This is a genomic window from Massilia sp. HP4, from assembly GCF_005222695.1.
In the GTDB taxonomy this organism is placed as follows: Bacteria; Pseudomonadota; Gammaproteobacteria; order Burkholderiales; family Burkholderiaceae_D; genus Telluria.
In genome coordinates this window covers 11,545-29,234 of sequence record NZ_STGG01000017.1, presented here as the reverse complement: position 1 = coordinate 29,234, position 17,690 = coordinate 11,545, and the positions used below count along the sequence as shown (strand labels likewise).

Here is a 17,690-nt window from a genome sequence, read left to right as displayed (position 1 = left end):
CGTAGATGAATAGTCCATAAGTAAGCATTTGTAACTAGGATAATCCTGATCGGAGTTACACGCGCTGATGACTGGGATATGTCGGTACATTCCCTACTGTTGCATGCACGATCCCAGCCGATACCACGTATGCACTCGGTTACTTCTGGATACAAATATCCATTGCCGTGCCGGTCAATGCCGGTGCTGGCCCTCGGCTGGCGCCGGCACGACAAGCTCCACCGTCTGGCTTGTGATGACCTTGTGCGTGGGGTCGGCCAGTTCGAGCAGCACCTTGTGCGGGCCGGGCGGCAAGCCGACCAGCACGATCGGCTCGTTGCTGGCGTCGGCCCAGTGCCATGGCGTGCCGTCCACCGTTACGTGCAGGTGGCCGATGCGCGGCGACACGTCGAGCGCACCCTTGCCATACACCGGCACGATGCGGATGTTCTCGGTGCGGTAGCCGATGAAGACCTGGCCTTTCGTCAGCGGCCCTGGCAGCGGCTGGTCGACGAACAGCCTGGGAGCCGCCTCGTTCTCGATCGCCACCACGGCGATCGGGCGGGCGCCGCCGACATCATGCGCCAACACCGGCAGGGACAGGGTGGCGGCAAGGCCGAGGATCAGGGCAGGAAGTAGTCGCATGATGTTCTCGCCATGTTCTCTTAAACGAGGTTGATGTCGACGTCGATATTGCCGCGCGTCGCCTTCGAATACGGGCAGGTCTGGTGCGCGGTATCGACCAGCGTGCGCGCCGTGTCCTGGTCCAGGCCGGGCAGGTGCACGTTCAGGCGCGCCTGCAAGAAATAGGCGCCGTCGGCATTGCACAGGTCTACTTCGGCGTCCACCGCCAGCCCGGCCGGCAGCTTCACGCCCAGCTTGTTTGCCGCGAGCCCGATCGCGCCGATGAAGCAGGCCGACCAGCCGGCCGCGAACAGCTGCTCGGGATTGGTGCCCTCGCCTTTCGAACCGGGCGAGGACAGTTGCAGGTCGAGGCGCCCGTCCGAACTGCGGGCCGCGCCATCGCGTCCGCCCGAGGTGGTGTGGGTCTTGCCGGTATAAAGCACTGTTGCATTGGTGTTCATGGTCGATCTCCTTACATCCATTTGGCGACGTCGAGGATGGCCTGGGCGAATTCGCGTGGCGCTTCCTGCGGCAGGTTGTGGCCGACACCCTTGGCCAGGTGGCGGTGCTCGTACTTCTTCAGGAATTTCCTGGCGTAGTTCTTCGGGTCCGGATGCGGCGCCCCGTTGGCCTCGCCCTCCATCGTGATGGTCGGCACGGCGACGTCGGGGAACCTGGCCAGGCGCCGCTCGATGTCTTCGTATTGCGGCTCGCTCGGCGCCAGGCCCAGGCGCCAGCGGTAGTTGCTGATCGAGATGGCGACATGGTCCGGGTTGTCGAGCGATTTGGCCGAGCGGGCGAAGGTCGCATCGTCGAACTTCCATTCGGGCGAAGCCAGCTCCCAGATCAGGCGCGCGAAGGCGTGCGTGTTTTCGCGGTAACCGCGTTCGCCGCGCGGGGTGGCGAAGTAATACTGGTACCACCATTGCAGCTCGGCCTTCGGCGCCAGCGGCTTGATATTGCCCTCCTGGCTGCCGATCAGGTAACCGCTGACCGAGACCAGCGCATTGAAGCGCTGCGGCCAGAGTGCGGCCAGGGTGGTCGCGATACGGGCGCCCCAGTCGAAGCCGGCGACGATGGCGCGCTCGATCTTGAGTTCATCCAGGAAGGCCACGGCGTCGGCGGTGAAGCTGGCCTGCTGGCCGTTGCGGAGCGTATCGGCCGACAGGAAGCGCGTGCTGCCGTAGCCGCGCAGGTGCGGCACGATCACGCGGTAGCCGGCCGCGGCCAGGATCGGCACCACGTCGATGAAGGCATGGATGTCGTAGGGCCAGCCGTGGAACAGCACGATCGGCGTGCCGGTGCGCGGCCCGGCATCGACATAGCCCACGTCCAGCACGCCGGCGCGGATCTGGCGGATGTCGGTAAAGGTGTTGCTGGCCGGGGAAATCCCGCTGCCGGCCGCGCCGGCGCCGGCCTTGGCGCCGGCGGGCGCAGCCTGCACGGCGCCCATGAGGCTCGATTGAAGCGCGACGAAGCCAAGCGCCGTCGTGTTTAAAAAGCCCCTGCGTTCCAGGTTGGTGGTGGGTTTCATGATGTTCTCCTTCTGGTTCACAGCGACATGCCGCCGTCGATGGTCAGGCTGGCGCCGGTCATGTAGCCCGAGTCGGGGCCGGTCAGGTAGGCCACCAGGCCGCCGATCTCGGCCGGCTGGCCGACGCGCTTGACCGGGATCAGGGGCGTGATCATCTCGAGCAGGTCGGCCGTCATGTCGGTGGCGATCGGGCCGGGCTGGATGTTGTTGATGGTGATGCCGCGCGGCGCCAGGTCGACCGCCAGGCCCTTGACCATGACCTTGACCGCGCCCTTGGTCATCGAATACACGCTCGAACCCGGGTGGCTGGTGCGCTCGGCGGCATTGCTGCCGATGGTGACGATGCGGCCGCCCTCTTCCATATGCGGCAGCGCAGCCTTGATCGCCAGGTAGACGCCGCGCACATTCACGTCGAGCATGCGGTCGAGGTTCTCGATGCTGAACTCGGCCACGTCGGCGATGTGCAGGATGCCGGCGGCGACGACGACGATGTCGATGCGGCCGAAGCGTTCCATGGCCTGGCGCACGGCCGACTGCAGGTCGGCGGCGTTGCCGCTGTCGGCCTGGATCGCCAGCGCTTCACGGCCCTCTTGCTCGATGGCGGCGACCACCTCGTTCGCCTTGGCGGCGGCCGCGGCATAGGTCAGGGCGACGTTCGCGCCTTCTTGTGCCAGGCGCAGCGCGATGCCGGCGCCGATGCCGCGCGAGCCGCCGAAGACGAGTGCAGTTCTGGTGTGTGCGGTGCTGGTGTTCATGGTGGTTCTCCTTCGTGGGTTGAAAAAATGCTTATGCGGCTTCGGCAAGCAGGGCCTGGATCTTGGCTTCGGTCTGCTGGTAGGCGCCTTCGCCGAAGTGGGTGTAGACGATGCGTCCGCGCTTGTCGATCAGGTAGACGGCTGGCCAATAGCGGTTCGAATAAGCTTCCCAGGTGGCGTAACGGTTGTCCTGGGCGACCGCATACGGGATCTCGAAGCGCTTGATCGCGGATTGCACGTTCGAGGTCGAGCGTTCGAACGGATACTCGGGGGTATGGACCCCAACCACGACCAGTCCCTGGGTTGCATACTTCTCGTGCCAGCGCTTCACATGGGGCAGCGTGCGGATGCAGTTGATGCAGGTGTAGGTCCAGAAGTCGACCAGCACGACCTTGCCGCGCAAGCCCTGCATGGTCAGGGGCTGCGAATTGAGCCATTTGTCGATGCCCGTGAATTCAGGGGCGGTCTCCGCCCTGGCGAACGGCGCGCCATGGGACGAGGCGGCGTTGAAGAAGGTGGCGCCGGCGAGCAGCATGGTGAACAGGCGTTTCATGATGGTTCCTTTCAAAACGAGACGAAGTTGGCGAGGTGGGCGTACAGCAGGACGTCGTACTGGAAATAGATGGCAGCGGCGGTGGCCAGGATCAGCGCGCCGAACAGCTGTTGCAGGCGGTCGGCATGGCGGGCCACGGCGCGGATCCGGGTGCGGACGAACTGGCCGCCGTAGGCGATGACGAGCATCGGGATGCCGGCGCCGATGGCGTACAGCACCAGCAGGCCCGCCGAGCGCCCGATATCCCGGGCCTGGGCCACCAGCACCAGGATCGAGGCCAGCACCGGCCCGGCGCAGGGCGTCCAGACCGCGCCCAGCGACATGCCCAGCAACAGGCCTCCCAGGTTGCCGGCGCGCGCCTCGCCGCCAGCGGGTGTCAAGCGGCTCACGAAGGCGCTCAAGTGGTTCATCAGCGCGGCATACGGCGCCTTCCACAGCATCGCCACGCCCAGCACGGCCAGGATGGCCAGGCCCGCATGGCGCAGGGTTTCATGGGCCAGCACGACGTGCTGCGAGGCGCTGGCCAGCAGCATGCCGAGCGCGGCGAACGAAATGACGAAGCCGGCCACGATGAACAGCGGGCGGGTATTCCGCTGTCCTGCGGCGCGCTCTTGCAGGGTGCCGCCCAGGACGATGGGCAGGATCGGAAGCACGCAGGGCGAGGCGATGGTCAGCACGCCGCCGAGCAGGGCAAGTGGTGCGTCGATGGGAGTTGTCATGGTACGGTCCTCCTGTTGGGATGACCGTATTGGACCGCCGTGGCGTATCCGGGATGTGTCGGGAATGGGCGTTCTTGCAATGTACTGTACCCAGCCTGGGCCCAGATACATTGGCATACAAAAGTGGGCGATAGTTGAGATATAAAGACGGCACTGCTACCCTTGAACAGACTTCTGCCAGGTACCGACCATGGAACATACCGACCATATCCTGATCGTCGACGACGACCTCGAGATCCGCGAACTGCTCGCCAGCTACCTGGAAAAACAGGGCATGCGCGCTTCCACCGCCGCCAATGGCCGCCAGATGCGCGCGCTGCTGGAACAGCACCAGTTCGACCTGGTGATCCTCGACCTGATGCTGCCGGGCGAGGACGGCCTGGCCCTGTGCCGCGACCTGCGCGCCGGCAAATGGCGCGCGCTGCCGATCCTGATGCTGACCGCGCGCGACGAAGAGACCGACCGTGTGGTGGGTCTCGAGATGGGCGCCGACGACTATCTGACCAAGCCGTTCGCGGTGCGCGAGCTGTTCGCCCGCATCCGTTCGGTGCTGCGCCGCGCGCGCATGCTGCCGCCCAATTTCGAGGTCAAGGAGCCCGGCCGGTTCCTGGTGTTCGGCACTTGGCGCCTCGACACCGTCGGGCGCCACCTGCTGGACCGTGACGGCACCATGGTGGCCCTGAGCGGCGCCGAATACCGCTTGCTGCGGGTCTTCCTCGACCATCCGCAGCGCGTGCTGTCGCGCGACCAGTTGCTGAACCTGACCCAGGGCCGCGACGCCGACCTGTTCGACCGCTCGATCGACCTCCTGGTCAGCCGCCTGCGCCAGCGCCTGCAAGACGATGCGCGCGATCCCCGCTACCTCAAGACCCTGCGCAGCGAAGGCTATGTGTTCTCATCCGCAGTCGAGGTCGCGGACGGCGAGGCATGAGCGCCCCCCTGTTGCGCTGGCCGCGCACCCTGTTCGTGCGCCTGGTGCTGATCCTGTCGATCGGCCTGGCGATCGCGCATGGGCTGTCCTATGTGCTGATCATGAGCGAACGGCGCGAAGCCACGGTCGGCCTGATGCTGGGCTACCTGGAGCAGGACGTCGCCAGCTCGGTGGCCTTGCTCGACCGCCTGCCGGCCGCCGAGCGCGCCGCCTGGCTGCCGCGCCTCGAGCGCCGCACCTACGGCTTCTCGCTCGGCCCCGGCGACCAGGGCTACCCGCCCGACAGCGCGCATGCGCGGCGCATCGCCGAGGCCTTCACGGATGCCATCGGCAAGGAGTACCAGGTCACCGCCCGCGCCGTGCCGGGCTACCCCAACCGGGTGCAGGCGACCGTGATCCTGGGCGACGGCACGCCGCTCACGATCGACATGCGGCCCGCCGGCCTGCCGGTATCGAACTGGCTGCCGGCCGTGCTGCTCGGCCAGCTGGTGCTGCTGGCGGCCTTCACCTGGGCCGGCGTGCGGCTGGCGACCCGCCCGCTGGCCCAGCTGGCCGACGCCGCCGACCGCCTTGGGCCCGACCTCAAGTCCGCGCCGCTGCCCGAATCCGGCCCGCAAGAGGTCACGCGCGCGGCCCGCGCCTTCAATGCCATGCAGGCGCGCATCGCCGGCTACATGACCGAGCGTACCCAGATCCTGGCCGCGATCTCGCACGACCTGCAAACCCCGATCACCCGCATGCGCATGCGCGCCGACATGCTCGACGACAGCGTCCAGCGCGACAAGATGAACCGCGACCTGCTCGAGATGGAAGCGCTGGTCAAGGACGGCGTGGCCTATGCGCGCACCTTGCACGGCACCCTGGAGGCGCCTTGCCGCATCGATCCCGACGCGATGCTGTGCAGCCTGGTCGGCGACTACCAGGATGGCGGGCGGGCCGTGACCCTGCATGGCAAGGCCGGGGCCTCGATCGCGACCCGTCCCCACGCGCTCAAGCGCATCCTTGGCAACCTGGTCGACAATGGCCTCAAGTACGCGGGCGAGGTCGAAGTGAGCGTCCAGCAGCTGGTGGATGGCGAGCTGGCGATCGTGGTGCGCGATTTCGGCCCCGGCATCCCCGAGGCCGAGCTGGAGAAGGTATTCGAACCCTTCTACCGCCTCGAAGCATCGCGCAACCGCGATACCGGCGGCACCGGGCTGGGGCTGGCGATCGCGCGCCAGCTGGCGGCGACGCTCGGTGGCAGGCTGACCCTGGCCAACCATCCCGAAGGCGGGCTGCAGGCCAGGCTGGCGATCCGCGACCTGGCCCAGGAGTAAGGCGACGCCGGACAGCTGGCGCAAATCGAGCGCTCCCTGGCCCGCGAAGCCGCCAGGCGCATCTGCAACCCGGCGACCGGGTCCGCCATTCGAGCAACTACCTCGGCTGGATCGACGCGACCGTCGTCGCCGACAAACAAGCCCAACGACATTTCGTCGACAAGCCTGCCGCATAGTGCAGCCATTCACCCAGCGACCATCGACAGGACCATCCATGAAGCTCATCTCTCTTTTCGCCTCTCTCCTCGCCGCCTCGGGCCTGGCCAATGCGCAGCAGCCGCCGCGCTGGGGCCTGGGCTTCGGCGCCGCCGTCTCGGACTCGGTATATGCCGGCGAAGGCACGCGCGTCACGCCCTTCCCGCTGGTGTCGTACCAGGGCGAGCGTTTCTACTGGCGCGGCATTAGCGGCGGCGCCCATCTCGTCAAGCGCGGCGGCTTCTCGCTCGACGCAACCCTGTCGGCCCGCTTCGACGGCATCGACAGGGACGATTTCGGCGTGCCTGAACTGGCCGGGCGCGGCATCGACCGCGCCCTGCTCGAAGACCGCGACGACGCCTTCGACCTGGGCCTGGCCGGCAGCTGGCGCGGCGCGATGGGCCAGCTCGACCTGGGCGTCAAGGGCGACATCACCAGTACCAGCAAGGGCTACGAGGCCAACCTCACGTACTCCTATCCGGTCCAGTGGGGGGCCACGCGGATTTCGCCCAATGTGGGCGTTTCGCACCTGTCGAAGAAACTGGCCAATTATTACTACGGCATCTTGCCGGAAGAAGTGGCGCGCGGTGTCGCCAGCTACCAGCCGGGCAGCGCCGCCGTGGCGCGCATCGGCGTCGACGTCATGCGCCCGTTTGCCGGCAACTGGGTCTTCATCGGCAACGTCGCCTACCGCAAGCTGCCGACCAGGCTGTCCGACAGTCCGCTGGTGGAGAAGGACAAGGACGGCTCGGTATCGGCCTTCATTGGCTTGAGCCGCGGTTTCTGAGCATGTGCCCGCGGACCGGTCGCGCAGGTTTGATGCGATACTGGTCCGCCCGATTCAACCGACATTCGGTAGCGCCCAGGATGACCAAGCAGCCACTCAGCATTCTCATCATCGAAGACAACGCCGGCCTGGCCGCGAACATCTACGACTACCTGGAAGCCTGCGGGCACCAGCCCGACGCCGCGCCGGACGGCGAGTCGGGCCTGGGCCTGCTTGCGATCAATCGCTACGACGCCATCGTGCTCGACTGGATGATGCCGCGCATGGATGGCATGACGATGCTGGCCCGCCTGCGCCAGGACAGGAAATCGCGGATACCGGTGATCGTCCTCACCGCCAGGGACCAGCTCGAGCACAAGCTGCATGGTTTCCTGACCGGCGCCGACGACTACGTGGTCAAGCCGGTGGCGCTGGCCGAACTCGAAATGCGCCTGCGGGTGCTGGTGCAGCGCACGCGCGGCGCCGTGGCCGAGTCGCAGGTGCTGGAAGTGGCCGACCTGCGCTTCGACCTCGGCACGCTCGAAGTCAGCCGCGCCGGCAAGACGCTGGCGATGACGCCGGTGCGGCGCCAGCTGCTGGAACTGTTGATGCGCCGCTCGCCCGGCCTGGTGCGGCGCGAAGAACTGGAAACCCTGATCTGGAAGGACGACGTGCCCGACAACGACGTGCTGCGCTCGCATATGCACATGCTGCGCAAGGCGGTCGACGGCGACGCGCCACGCAAGCTGCTCAAGACCATCGCAGGCAGCGGCTATCGGTTGGGACTGAGCGATGAGTGAACGCCTACTGCCGCGCATGTCCAGCCTGCAGCGCAAGATCAGCGCGGTCTTCGTCCTGTTCGGCCTGCTCATGGCGCTCGGGCTGGCCGTCCAGGGCAACCTGAGCCAGAACCTGATCGTGCATCCGCTGTGGGAAGAACTGTTAAGGTCGAGTACCGCCCAGTATGTCGCCGATGGCAGGCTGGCGCCGGGCATGCAGTTGCCGGCGACAGGCCGGATCCGGGGCTGGCGCCTGGACGATACGGCGATACCGGCCGACATGCCCGCCTGTTTCGCCAGGCTGCGTCCCGGCTACTACGACGAGCAGCAGATGGACAGCTACGAATCGGACCGCAGCCATGCGGTGCTGGTCACGCAGGTCAACGGCGGGGAACGCATCGTGATGGCGGTCGACATCACCGAACTCGAGGATTACCAGAACACCCTGGGCATGGTCAGCGCACTGATCGCGGTGCTGAGCGGCGCGATGATCGCCGGCTCGATCGCCTGGGTCTACCGCAGCCTGCACCGGCCAATGGGCGTGCTGGCCCAGCGCATGGAAGAACTCGATCCCGAGCAGCCGTCGCAGCGCCTGGCAACCGACTTCGCCCTGAGCGAACTGCACGACATCGCCGTCATCGTGAACGGCCACCTGGAACGGGTCGAGCGCTTCATCGAGCGCGAACGCAGCCTGCTCGACCAGGCCAGCCACGAATTCCGCACGCCGATCGCCGTCATCGCCGGCGCTGTCGACGTGCTCAGGCTGCACGAGCTGCCACCGGCGGCGGACGCGCCGCTGGCGCGCATCGCCTCGACGGTCGAGAACCTCACCGAGATCATGGCGGCGCTGCTGTTCCTGTCGCGCGAAGACGGCAAGGCGCCAGTGGAAACCACGCGCCTCGATTCACTGGTGATGGCGCTGATCGACGACCACCAGCACCTATTGGAGGGCAAGAGCGCGCACTTCGTGGTCGAGGCATTGGAGCCCCTGACGGTGAACAGCCCGGAAGCGATCGCGCGCATCGTGGTGGGCAACCTGCTGCGCAATGCGGCCGAGAACAGCTACCAGGGCGCGATCCGGGTGAAGCTGATGGAGGGGCGCCTCTGCATCCAGGACAGCGGCGAAGGTTTCGACACGGTCGCCGCCGCGCGGCGCTACACGCAGGCGCTGCGCAAGTCGGCCAAGCAGGGCGGCGGCCAGGGCCTGGGGCTGTTCCTGACGCGGCGGGTGTGCGAGCGCTTCGGGTGGACGCTCAGCATATCGTCCGACCCCGCGCACGGCACGCTGGCGGAAATGACGTTTACCTGACCTCACTGCCTCCCGGGATCGGTCGACGGTCAGTCGTCGTCACCGATCTCGTCCGCTTTCTCCTGGATTTTCTCGCCGGCGCGTTCCACCGACTTGCCGACTTCCTCGGCGGCGCGGTCCAGGCCGCGCCTGGCTTCCTCGGTCGCGTCCTCGACCTTGTTGCGGGCATCGTCGACCGCATCGTCGACCTTGGCCAGTTCGTCCTGCACCGAATCGCTCACCTTGGCGTTGGCCTCGTCCAGTGCCTTGCCGATGCGCTCGGCCGGGCCGGCGCCGTCCTCGTCGCGGCTGCAGCCGGCCAGCGCCAGGAGCACCAGCGGCACCAGCAGCGCCTTGGTCATGCTTGCCTTCATTCTCCACCTCTTGCGGTTTTCTCAACGCCTTGAATGATACACCGGGCCGTGCGGCATGGATGTCCTTACAAGGTCAGCCGCCGCGCTTCGGATCGGCCAGCGGATGGCTGCGCCGGCGCCGTTCCTCGCGCGTGCAGGCGGCAGCCGCCGCATTGAGCGCATCCTGCACCTTGCGCAGTTGCTGTTCGCTGGCGCGCGTCTTGCGCAGCGCGATCAGCTCGTCCTGCGCGTCTTTCGGCTTGCATTCCTTGGCCAGCGCGATCGCCGTGCCCATGCGGCGTTCGATGCGTGCCTCGGTCGGCTTGGTCAGCATCCAGGCCAGCCACAGGATGCCGAGCGCGATCAGCCACCAGCGCAGGCGGATCGGCTTGCGTGCGGCTGCGGCCGGCCGCGGCGGGGCGCTGGGGCGAACGGGTGGCGCCGCGGGGGCCGGCATTGGTGGCGCTGGCGGCGGCGCGGCCTTGGCCGCGACTGGTGGCGGTGGCGCGGCCTTGGCCGCGACCGGTGGCGGTGGCGCCGGCGGCGGAACGACCACGGGCTCGGGGCGTTTATCCGGGACTGGCGCCGGCACTGGCGCAATGGCCGCCTTCACCGCCACCTGCGCCGTGCCGCACCAGGGACAGAAATCCACCCGGCGCGGAAAGGCGCGTCCGCAGCCGACGTTCACGCAGCGATGGCTGGACTGGGCTTGCTCCATACCCATCCTTAACCCGGATCCGGCACGCCGTCGTCGGGATCGGGTATCCCTTCGTCCCGCGTTCCACCCAGCGCCGCCGCCAGTTCCGGCAGCTCTCCCACCGTGCTCCATTTGCCGATCTTCGGATGCCAGCGCATGTCCCAGGCGCGGGTGGCATGGTCGATCTCGCCGCGCGCGGCCTGCTGCGCGATCTCGTCGACCGTGAATGGCCCGCGTTGAAAGCCGCCGACGAACAGCTTGAAGCGCGGCGCCGTGGCCGGCAGCGGCGGCGGCGCGACATGCGCCGGGCGCGGCGCCAGGGCCTGCGCCGCCGCTGCCTCGTCGGCCAGCAGTGCGGGCAGGATCACGCGCTTGTCGACCGCGCGCTCGACTTCCCAGTTGTAGGCATCCTGGCTGGAGCCCGGCACGGTCTCGGTCCAGCGTTCGACATGACCCAGCAAGGCTTCGATCCGCGCCGGCTGCAGGCCCGGGTCGGCCGCCTGCGCGCGCCGGATCCAGCTGTCATAGAGGCGCCGCGCGGTGATGTTCGGCAGCGATGGCGACGGCAGCTGGGCGCCGGTCTCGTCGACTTCGAGCCGCGGTTCGTAGACGCGCAGCTGGTAGTGGCGCATCAGCGCCGCCAGCAACACCAGCCGCTGCGGACCGAGGGCCGCCAGGCGCGCCTGCACCGCCGCGATCACGCCTTCGCGGTAATACGGCGGCAAGCCGTTGGAGCGGATCGCGAACTCATTGCCGATCTGGAGCCATTCGCCGGAGCCCGGTTCGACCTCGAACAGGTACTGGCCGCGCGGCTGGAACGCAGCCTCGCGGTCGCCCAGCTCGGGCTTACGCCGGATGACGCCCAGCGCGATCGCCTGCAGATACCACTCGTAGTCGTCGGCCAGCCGTCCCAGCTCGTCCATCGACGGCGAGATCGGATGACGAAAGCGCGTAGCGTCGAAATGCAGGTGGGTCGGGATCTTGGGGTTCTCGATCTGGTAAGAGGCGCGCCAGGTCGGCAGGCCGCGCAGCACCGTCATCGGATAGCCGGACAGCTCGATATAGCACACCGCCCTGCCGCTCACGCCGGTGTTGACGATCGAGACCAGCTCGCCATGGAAATACCCGGTGGGCACGGCGGCGCGGATCTCGGCCTCCATGCGCCGCCAGGCGACCGGATCGCCCACGCCGATGAAGCACTTGAACTGGTCGGCGTTCGGCGTGAACTCGGCCGAGAAGCGTGCGTTCACCCACGGCATGGCGCTGCGGATCCACTCGGCGAAGATGCGCTGGCGTTCCTGCGGCGACAGGCCCGACAAGCGCTCGAGCAGCGGATCGACGAGTTCCTGCTGAGTCAACTGCTGTTCCAAGCCCTGGCTCGACAACTGCAGTTGCGCGCGCCGGAACAGTTTCAACAGCAGCTCGTCGCGCAGGCGCTCGTCGCCCAGCTGCGGGAACAGGCGCGCCGAGCCGCCGAATTCGAGCAGCACTTCCTCGCTCCAGATGCTGGTGTCGCCCGTCAACCGAACCGGCGCCGGCGCCGTCTCGACGCCGAGCTTGATCGTGGTCGCATGCTCCTGGCGGGCGTCGGCGCGCAACTGGCCGATGCGCTGGTCCACCGCACCCAGCATCGCCTGCACGGCGCGCCGGCCTTCCTGGAATTCGCCAGCGATGCCGCTCCATTGGGCCTGGCCCTGTTCGTCGGTCGATTGCGGTTCGCCCAGCCAGGCCGACATCGTGCGCATCACCTCGATCGACTGGCCGGCGGCAACCGCCAGCAAATGAAAGCGCAGGTAGTCGGCCAGGTCGCGCTTGAGGTGGCCCATGACTTCGCGCGCCTGCGGCTCCTTGCCGAACAGGCGGCCGGCGGCCTGGCCCAGGTTGTTCAGCGATTCCCCGACCTGGCGCGTGCGCAGCGCATCGCGGATATCACGGTAGCGCCGGCCATTGCGTTCGGCATGGCCCAGGTCGCGCTGCAGCAGGCGGGCCTTGACTTGTTCGAGCAGCGACAGCACGAATTCCAGGCCGCCCTGGCGGCGGTCGTCGAGCAGGGCGTACAGGCGCTCGCGCACCCTGCCCTTCAGGCGATTCGACAGTTCGTCGGTATGGCGCTTGATGCGGTCTTCGCTGGTCTCCGCGGTGGCGCCGGCTTCGCGGATCGCGTCGCGTTCCAGTTGCGGCAGCAGCTCGGACACCTTTTCGCGCCACAGCTTGATGTCATAGGACGCCATGATGCGGTCCATCTCGATCTGTACGCGGCTCTCGACCCGCTCGAGCAGCGAGCGGCCGTCGCGGTCCAGCAGCAATGCATTGGTCAGCGCATATTCGGTGAACGGCGTCACGTCGACCGAGCCTTTGCGCAGGTCGGGGAATTCGTCGAACGGCCTCTCGGCCATCTCCATCTGTTCGCGCATGAAGACATCGCGTTCGGCGTCGCCGGCGCGCCGCGCCGCATTGTTGCCACCTATGCCATCGCTTCCCGCCAGGCCGAAGAACGCCTTGACCATCAGCGCCGCCAGCTCATAGGCGCGGATATCCTCGTGCAGGCTTTGCTGGGTATCGAGCACCGACTGGCCGAAGCTGGAAAACACCTTCGAATACGATAGCCGCATATCGCCGAAACGCGCCTCGGGCACGCGCGGGTTGTACGGCCCCAGCTTGTGCTGCTGCTGGTTGACCGCCACCGAGCGCTTGCGGTTGGCGAAATCGGCCGAGGCGAAATCTTCGAACAGCGTGTCGGCCACCATCTGGTAGACGTCCTTGACGTCGAGCGTGGCCTTGTTGGCCAGGTTCGCCGTATCGACGAAGTACACGTCGTCGAACGGCGCGCCGCGGCCCGCGATGCTGTCCGGGTCCATCCACGCGACGTTGGCGTTCATGTCGCGCATCGCGGTCTCGAGTTCCATCAGCGTCGCGTAGGCATTCGCCTCGGTGCGTTCCTTGTTGGCCTTGGCGAAACCGGACGGCATCAAGAGCACCAGGTCGACCTGGCTGTCGGACACTTCCTGGCGCGCGATCGCCTTCGACAGCCAGCCGAGATCGAGCACGCTGCCCGCGCCGGTGCCGCCGGCGCTTGATGCGATGACGACGATCCTGAATTTCGAGGTATCGACCTGCAGCCCGAGGCGCTGGTAATTCTCCTTGCGCTCGATACCGGCATTGCTGCTCAGATAATTCAGGGCGCCCTTGATCCGTCCGCGCAGCTTCGGATACTTGTCGAACAAATACAGCCGCGCCAGCGCGCGGATCTGGCCTGCGCCTTTCGACGGGTCGATCCCCAGCGAACGCAGCTTCTTGGGCCGCAGCGGCATCCAGCTCTCGATCAACGGGAAGCGCGCCAGGCTGTCGTCTGACTCGTGGTATTGCGGCAGGTCGAGCGGTTCGACCAGGCGTTCTTCTTCGCTAAGACGCACCAGCTCGTACCAGGGATCGGTGCGCTGCGATTTTCCCTCATCGATGACGGCATTGTTGTCGAGGTCGAAGTGCAGGAAGCGCGCCACCGGGAAATCGGCGATCGATTCGACCCGGGTCGGATGGCGCCGGTTCCAGACCGCCGACAGGATGCGGCGCCGGATGCGCATCATGACTTCCATGCCGGTGCCGCCGGCGCCGATGAACAAGGTCGGCCGCAGGTCGACCTTCAGTTCGGCCGGGCGGGCATTGATGCTGGAAGGGTTCGGGATTTCTGCCATGGTGTGGGGACTCCCTTTTTTAACGACGGCCGATGAACAGCGAAGCGACCAGCGCCACCAGCCCCACCGCCACCAGCGGGCCGGTCACGGCGAAGGTCAGGAAGCGGCTGGCGTTGATGATGGCCAGCACCGCCGCCGCCGACAGGAAGCCCAGGCCGACGAACAGCAGCCAGCCCGCATTGCCGGCCGAGGAAGGCGCCACGCGCTTGCGTACCAGGTGGTGCACATAGGCGCCGCGCACGAAGAAGTAGACGCTGATCAGGATCAAGAACACGATGCCGCCGATCGCCAGGTCGCGGTCCGAGGTGTCGGCCACTGGCAAGGAATGCGGGCGCCCGGCGTAGGGGTCGACCGGCATCACCTCGACCGGGCGGGTGGCGGTGCCTGGCAGCGTGCGCGGCAACGAGTCTTGCGGCGAGGCCGATTCCTCGGGCAGCTTGAAGCCGGGATCGGCGGGGGATGGAGCATCAGTTGGTGGCTGGGTTGCCTGCATGGAGTCTTCCTTCCTTTTTTATCAGCGGCCAAGCCGCACTTGCGCGCCTTCGCGCACATCGAGCAGGCGATGGCCGAACAGCGTGGTCTTGAGTTGGGCAACCGTCTCGCCGTGGCGGTCATGCACCGGCTGGGTGGTGCCGGGACGGCCGCGCAAGGTACGCACTTCTTCGTCCACGACTACCTGCGCCGTGCGCGGACGCGCCCAGGCCCAGGCGGCAGCCGCCAGCGCCGCCAGCAGCGCCAGCAAGCCACCCACCAGCGCCAGCATCGGCCCCATGCCATAGTGAACGCGCACCTCGACCGGCAGCACCGCCGTCGACGCCTGTACCCGCGCCGGCGGAATGAAGATGTCGGGCAGCGGGTCACCCGGGAACAGCGCCGCCATGCGCTGGCGGAAGGCCTGCGACAGCACCAGCTTCTGGTCGGCCAGGTGCAGCTCGATGCGGCCCGGCAGCACGTAGGCGGAACCGGCCGACCTGAGCGCGGCCAGCGACCATTTGTCGGGGATCTGCGCCACCGGCAGCGCCATGCTGGAGCCCAGCGGCGCCGGCTGGCCGGGCGCCAGCGCGCGCACCTGCTTCGTATCGAGCGCGATCGGGCGGCTCTCGCCGGCCAGGGTCGAGCGCGCGCTCAGGGTGGCCGCATCGATCGTGTAGGGGTACATCGTGTTTTCCAGGTTCCACTCGATGCGCGCCTGCGGCGTGCGTGCATCGGGCGCCACGTCGGCGCGCAGCACGCCGCCCGCGCTGGCGAAAGAGACGCCCGGCGCATTGACGACGCGGCGCGGCGCCAGCTTCACCGTGTCGCGGTCGAGCGGCTTGAGGCGCGCCGGCGGTTCGGTGATCACCTGGGCGATGCGTCCCGACGCCAGCAGCGCGTCGAGCGCCGCCGCGCCTTCGGCGCCCACCGCGAAGGCATACACCATCAGGCCGTTCGCGCTGTAGTGCTTTCCCTGTACCGGCATGCGCAGCGGGAAGGCCAGCGCCTTGGCGATCGCATCGCCGCCGTGGATCAGCGCATAGAATTCGCGGTTGCGGGTGGCCGTGGCCTGGTCGTTGTTTGGGCTGTTGCGGTTGTTCGTCACCAGCCACACGATGCCGGCCCGGCCCTTGAGCACCTGCCCGGTCGCGGCGCGCACCGCTTCGCCCAGGTCGGTGTCGGCCAGCGCCGTGCCGCCCGGCTTTGTTGCGGTATCCAGGTCGGCGATGGCCTGGGCCACGCGGGCGCGCACCGGCGTTTCGCCGGCCTTGAATGACAGCAGCGCGCGCGGCGACGGCGCTCCGTCCCGGGCTTGATTGAAGCTTGCCAGCACCAGCGCCTCGCCCGGCTGCACCACGCTGCCCGCCAGCGCCGCCACCAGCGGCTTGAACGGGGATGTGGGGTCGCTGTAGAACGGCTCCATCCAGCCCGAGTTCTGCACCAGGAAGACGTGAGGGACCGCCTGCGCGCACATGGAAGCACAAGCGAGCAGGGCCGCCGACAGCGGGCGCGCGACGGTCCTCATCGCGCCAGCTCGTCCAGGCGCCAGCCGCGCATCTGGTTCCAGTCGGGGTGGTGCAGCCACAGGCAGCCGCCCGCCACCACCGGCACGCACTCGAGTGGCCGCGACAGGCGCGCGATCTCGTCCAGGATCACGTTGCGGCGCCCGATCCATTCCACCGTGGCGCGCGGGATGATCCTGTCGCCCAGCGCTTCCTCGGCACGGAAGTTGGCCTTGTGGAAGCGCAGCACCAGCCCGCTCGGCTGGCTGCGGTTATTGTTAAAGCTGCGCAGCAGCGGCAGCACCAGGGTGTCGTCGTGGTGCGGGTCTTCGACGTGCTCGTTCGACCAGGGTTCGTCCAGTACCGGATGCCCGCGCCGGAACAGGAAATTGGCGAAGCCCAGGCGCGCGCCGTCGATCGCCATGCGCGCCGGCAGGTGTTCAAGGCCGGCGCCGAGTTCGAGGTAGGAATAACCCTGGCCGTCATGCCCGATCTGCCACAGGCGGCCGTCGCGGCTCTGCGTCGGCCCGCCGAAGTCCAGGCGCGGCTGCCAGTGCAGCGGCCAGGGCGTGAACTGCGGCGCCTCGCCCGGCCGCCACGCCAGCTGTCCCTGCGCGTGCAGCCAGAACAGCCGGCCGTCGTAGCCAAGCGGGCGGCTCCAGCCGGCCGCCGGCGCATCGACGCAGGCATATTCGTGCACCTCGTCCAGGTCGAGGCGCAGGCTCCACAGGCGCACGCCGTCGTCGCCCCCGGCCAGGCAAGCAAGATGGCGCCGCATGAGGCCCGGCGCCGCCACGATGGGCGCGGCCAGCACGCTCTCGGTGCGATAGGTTTCGCTGACCGGGTCGATCCATATCCGCTGCAAGCCATCGAGGCCAGGCACGACGCCGGCCTCGCCGCGGCGCGGCTCCAGCGCGGCAATCCACGTATGGCTGGACGCGGTGAACACCAGGCTGGCGGCGCCTGCCTCGGGTGTGAGCACATGCCAGCTGCCGCCCAGCGGATCCCAGTATTGCAGCACGCCGCGGGTGTGCGCCAGCGCCAGCAGCCGTTCGCCGGGAAAGCCGAAACCGGCGGCGGCGAATACCGAGCAGGCATTGGGCGGCGCCGGTATCGTCAGGTCGCAGCGGCCCGGCGCGGGGGCGGCCGGCCGTTCTTCGAGGCTGTCGCCGAGCGGCGTCGAGGTCACTGGCAAGCCATGCGGCACGTGACGCGGCAGGACGTCGTCGGCGCCCGGTCCCCACCAGCCGCGTGTGCGCGCCGGGGTGCCGCCCAGGCGCAGCAGCGGGCGCCCGCAGCGCGGGCAATAGGCGAAACCTTCGGGATAGATCGGCGCGCAGCGGCAATCGAGGGGCAGCGAGGCGCCGAGCACGTGGGCGACGTCGGGCAGGCGCTGGCGCGCACGGCCCTGCCAGTCGACCGGCCCCAGGCCCTCGCTGGCGAGCAGCGAAAATTCGCCGCTCTTGTCGTCTTCGTGCCAGATGCTGGCAGGCGTTTCCCATCGGTACGTCATTGCTGCCTTTCGCTCGGCCA

General features: G+C 67.9%; 17 protein-coding genes. 5 read left to right on the top strand and 12 right to left on the bottom strand.

Going from position 1 to position 17,690, the window contains the following annotated elements:
* Window positions 1-174 precede the first annotated feature (174 nt).
* From E8M83_RS09380 to E8M83_RS09355, 6 genes are read right to left on the bottom strand one after another with little or no spacing between them, the layout of a single operon-like run.
* On the bottom strand, window positions 175-624 hold the full coding sequence (locus tag E8M83_RS09380; protein ID WP_137173103.1) for a DUF6130 family protein: 450 nt from the start codon (window positions 622-624) through the stop codon (window positions 175-177).
* A gap of 20 nt (window positions 625-644) precedes the next feature.
* Complete coding sequence (locus E8M83_RS09375; RefSeq protein ID WP_137173102.1) at window positions 645-1,064, bottom strand: organic hydroperoxide resistance protein; 420 nt, start codon at window positions 1,062-1,064, stop codon at window positions 645-647.
* Between the two features lie 11 nt (window positions 1,065-1,075).
* Entirely contained in the window at window positions 1,076-2,137 is a 1,062-nt protein-coding gene (locus E8M83_RS09370) for an alpha/beta fold hydrolase (protein WP_137173101.1), read from the bottom strand.
* A gap of 17 nt (window positions 2,138-2,154) precedes the next feature.
* Window positions 2,155-2,892 carry an SDR family NAD(P)-dependent oxidoreductase gene (locus E8M83_RS09365; RefSeq protein ID WP_137173100.1) on the bottom strand — a complete coding sequence of 246 codons (738 nt, stop codon included), beginning with the start codon at window positions 2,890-2,892 and terminating at the stop codon, window positions 2,155-2,157.
* Window positions 2,893-2,923: 31 nt separating this feature from the next.
* On the bottom strand, window positions 2,924-3,445 hold the full coding sequence (locus E8M83_RS09360; RefSeq protein WP_137173099.1) for a thioredoxin family protein: 522 nt from the start codon (window positions 3,443-3,445) through the stop codon (window positions 2,924-2,926).
* An 11-nt stretch (window positions 3,446-3,456) separates the two neighbouring features.
* The gene (locus E8M83_RS09355; RefSeq protein WP_137173098.1) at window positions 3,457-4,164 is read right to left on the bottom strand and encodes a cytochrome c biogenesis CcdA family protein; all 708 of its coding nucleotides are present in this window, start codon (window positions 4,162-4,164) and stop codon (window positions 3,457-3,459) included.
* Between the two features lie 190 nt (window positions 4,165-4,354).
* Between E8M83_RS09355 and E8M83_RS09350 the strand changes: the two genes are divergently transcribed.
* The 5 genes from E8M83_RS09350 (at window position 4,355) to E8M83_RS09330 (ending at window position 9,460) form a co-directional block, all read left to right on the top strand.
* Entirely contained in the window at window positions 4,355-5,095 is a 741-nt protein-coding gene (locus E8M83_RS09350; RefSeq protein ID WP_137173097.1) for a response regulator, read from the top strand.
* Window positions 5,092-6,411 (top strand): ATP-binding protein, encoded by a 1,320-nt coding sequence (locus E8M83_RS09345; protein ID WP_137173096.1) that lies wholly within the window; start codon window positions 5,092-5,094, stop codon window positions 6,409-6,411. Before E8M83_RS09350 ends, E8M83_RS09345 begins: the two co-directional genes overlap by 4 nt.
* Before the next feature lie 214 nt (window positions 6,412-6,625).
* The gene (locus tag E8M83_RS09340) at window positions 6,626-7,393 is read left to right on the top strand and encodes a MipA/OmpV family protein (RefSeq protein ID WP_137173095.1); all 768 of its coding nucleotides are present in this window, start codon (window positions 6,626-6,628) and stop codon (window positions 7,391-7,393) included.
* Window positions 7,394-7,473: 80 nt separating this feature from the next.
* The gene (locus E8M83_RS09335) at window positions 7,474-8,172 is read left to right on the top strand and encodes a response regulator transcription factor (RefSeq protein WP_137173094.1); all 699 of its coding nucleotides are present in this window, start codon (window positions 7,474-7,476) and stop codon (window positions 8,170-8,172) included.
* Entirely contained in the window at window positions 8,165-9,460 is a 1,296-nt protein-coding gene (locus E8M83_RS09330; protein ID WP_137173093.1) for a HAMP domain-containing sensor histidine kinase, read from the top strand. Before E8M83_RS09335 ends, E8M83_RS09330 begins: the two co-directional genes overlap by 8 nt.
* A 29-nt stretch (window positions 9,461-9,489) precedes the next feature.
* Here the strand turns inward: E8M83_RS09330 and E8M83_RS09325 are convergent, their stop codons facing one another.
* From E8M83_RS09325 to E8M83_RS09300, 6 genes are all read right to left on the bottom strand, one after another.
* The gene (locus tag E8M83_RS09325; protein WP_137173092.1) at window positions 9,490-9,813 is read right to left on the bottom strand and encodes a hypothetical protein; all 324 of its coding nucleotides are present in this window, start codon (window positions 9,811-9,813) and stop codon (window positions 9,490-9,492) included.
* Window positions 9,814-9,886: 73 nt separating this feature from the next.
* The gene (locus E8M83_RS26055; protein WP_206077443.1) at window positions 9,887-10,510 is read right to left on the bottom strand and encodes a hypothetical protein; all 624 of its coding nucleotides are present in this window, start codon (window positions 10,508-10,510) and stop codon (window positions 9,887-9,889) included.
* 8 nt (window positions 10,511-10,518) lie between these two features.
* Window positions 10,519-14,181: a tubulin-like doman-containing protein gene (locus tag E8M83_RS09315; RefSeq protein ID WP_137173091.1), complete on the bottom strand. Its 3,663-nt coding sequence runs from the start codon at window positions 14,179-14,181 to the stop codon at window positions 10,519-10,521.
* Between the two features lie 19 nt (window positions 14,182-14,200).
* Entirely contained in the window at window positions 14,201-14,674 is a 474-nt protein-coding gene (locus tag E8M83_RS09310; RefSeq protein WP_137173090.1) for a hypothetical protein, read from the bottom strand.
* Window positions 14,675-14,695: 21 nt separating this feature from the next.
* On the bottom strand, window positions 14,696-16,180 hold the full coding sequence (locus E8M83_RS09305; RefSeq protein WP_137173089.1) for a hypothetical protein: 1,485 nt from the start codon (window positions 16,178-16,180) through the stop codon (window positions 14,696-14,698).
* Window positions 16,177-17,670: a hypothetical protein gene (locus tag E8M83_RS09300; RefSeq protein ID WP_137173088.1), complete on the bottom strand. Its 1,494-nt coding sequence runs from the start codon at window positions 17,668-17,670 to the stop codon at window positions 16,177-16,179. The genes E8M83_RS09305 and E8M83_RS09300 overlap by 4 nt, the downstream gene beginning before the upstream one ends.
* Window positions 17,671-17,690: the final 20 nt, after the last annotated feature.

Excerpts from the sequence above, each read along its gene's own strand:
- E8M83_RS09380 (WP_137173103.1), bottom strand. The coding sequence starts at position 624 with ATGCGACTACTTCCTGCCCTGATCCTCGGCCTTGCCGCCACCCTGTCC.
- E8M83_RS09375 (WP_137173102.1), bottom strand. The coding sequence starts at position 1,064 with ATGAACACCAATGCAACAGTGCTTTATACCGGCAAGACCCACACCACC.
- E8M83_RS09370 (WP_137173101.1), bottom strand. The coding sequence starts at position 2,137 with ATGAAACCCACCACCAACCTGGAACGCAGGGGCTTTTTAAACACGACG.
- E8M83_RS09365 (WP_137173100.1), bottom strand. The coding sequence starts at position 2,892 with ATGAACACCAGCACCGCACACACCAGAACTGCACTCGTCTTCGGCGGC.
- E8M83_RS09360 (WP_137173099.1), bottom strand. The coding sequence starts at position 3,445 with ATGAAACGCCTGTTCACCATGCTGCTCGCCGGCGCCACCTTCTTCAAC.
- E8M83_RS09355 (WP_137173098.1), bottom strand. The coding sequence starts at position 4,164 with ATGACAACTCCCATCGACGCACCACTTGCCCTGCTCGGCGGCGTGCTG.
- E8M83_RS09350 (WP_137173097.1), top strand. The coding sequence starts at position 4,355 with ATGGAACATACCGACCATATCCTGATCGTCGACGACGACCTCGAGATC.
- E8M83_RS09345 (WP_137173096.1), top strand. The coding sequence starts at position 5,092 with ATGAGCGCCCCCCTGTTGCGCTGGCCGCGCACCCTGTTCGTGCGCCTG.
- E8M83_RS09340 (WP_137173095.1), top strand. The coding sequence starts at position 6,626 with ATGAAGCTCATCTCTCTTTTCGCCTCTCTCCTCGCCGCCTCGGGCCTG.
- E8M83_RS09335 (WP_137173094.1), top strand. The coding sequence starts at position 7,474 with ATGACCAAGCAGCCACTCAGCATTCTCATCATCGAAGACAACGCCGGC.
- E8M83_RS09330 (WP_137173093.1), top strand. The coding sequence starts at position 8,165 with ATGAGTGAACGCCTACTGCCGCGCATGTCCAGCCTGCAGCGCAAGATC.
- E8M83_RS09325 (WP_137173092.1), bottom strand. The coding sequence starts at position 9,813 with ATGAAGGCAAGCATGACCAAGGCGCTGCTGGTGCCGCTGGTGCTCCTG.
- E8M83_RS26055 (WP_206077443.1), bottom strand. The coding sequence starts at position 10,510 with ATGGAGCAAGCCCAGTCCAGCCATCGCTGCGTGAACGTCGGCTGCGGA.
- E8M83_RS09315 (WP_137173091.1), bottom strand. The coding sequence starts at position 14,181 with ATGGCAGAAATCCCGAACCCTTCCAGCATCAATGCCCGCCCGGCCGAA.
- E8M83_RS09310 (WP_137173090.1), bottom strand. The coding sequence starts at position 14,674 with ATGCAGGCAACCCAGCCACCAACTGATGCTCCATCCCCCGCCGATCCC.
- E8M83_RS09305 (WP_137173089.1), bottom strand. The coding sequence starts at position 16,180 with ATGAGGACCGTCGCGCGCCCGCTGTCGGCGGCCCTGCTCGCTTGTGCT.
- E8M83_RS09300 (WP_137173088.1), bottom strand. The coding sequence starts at position 17,670 with ATGACGTACCGATGGGAAACGCCTGCCAGCATCTGGCACGAAGACGAC.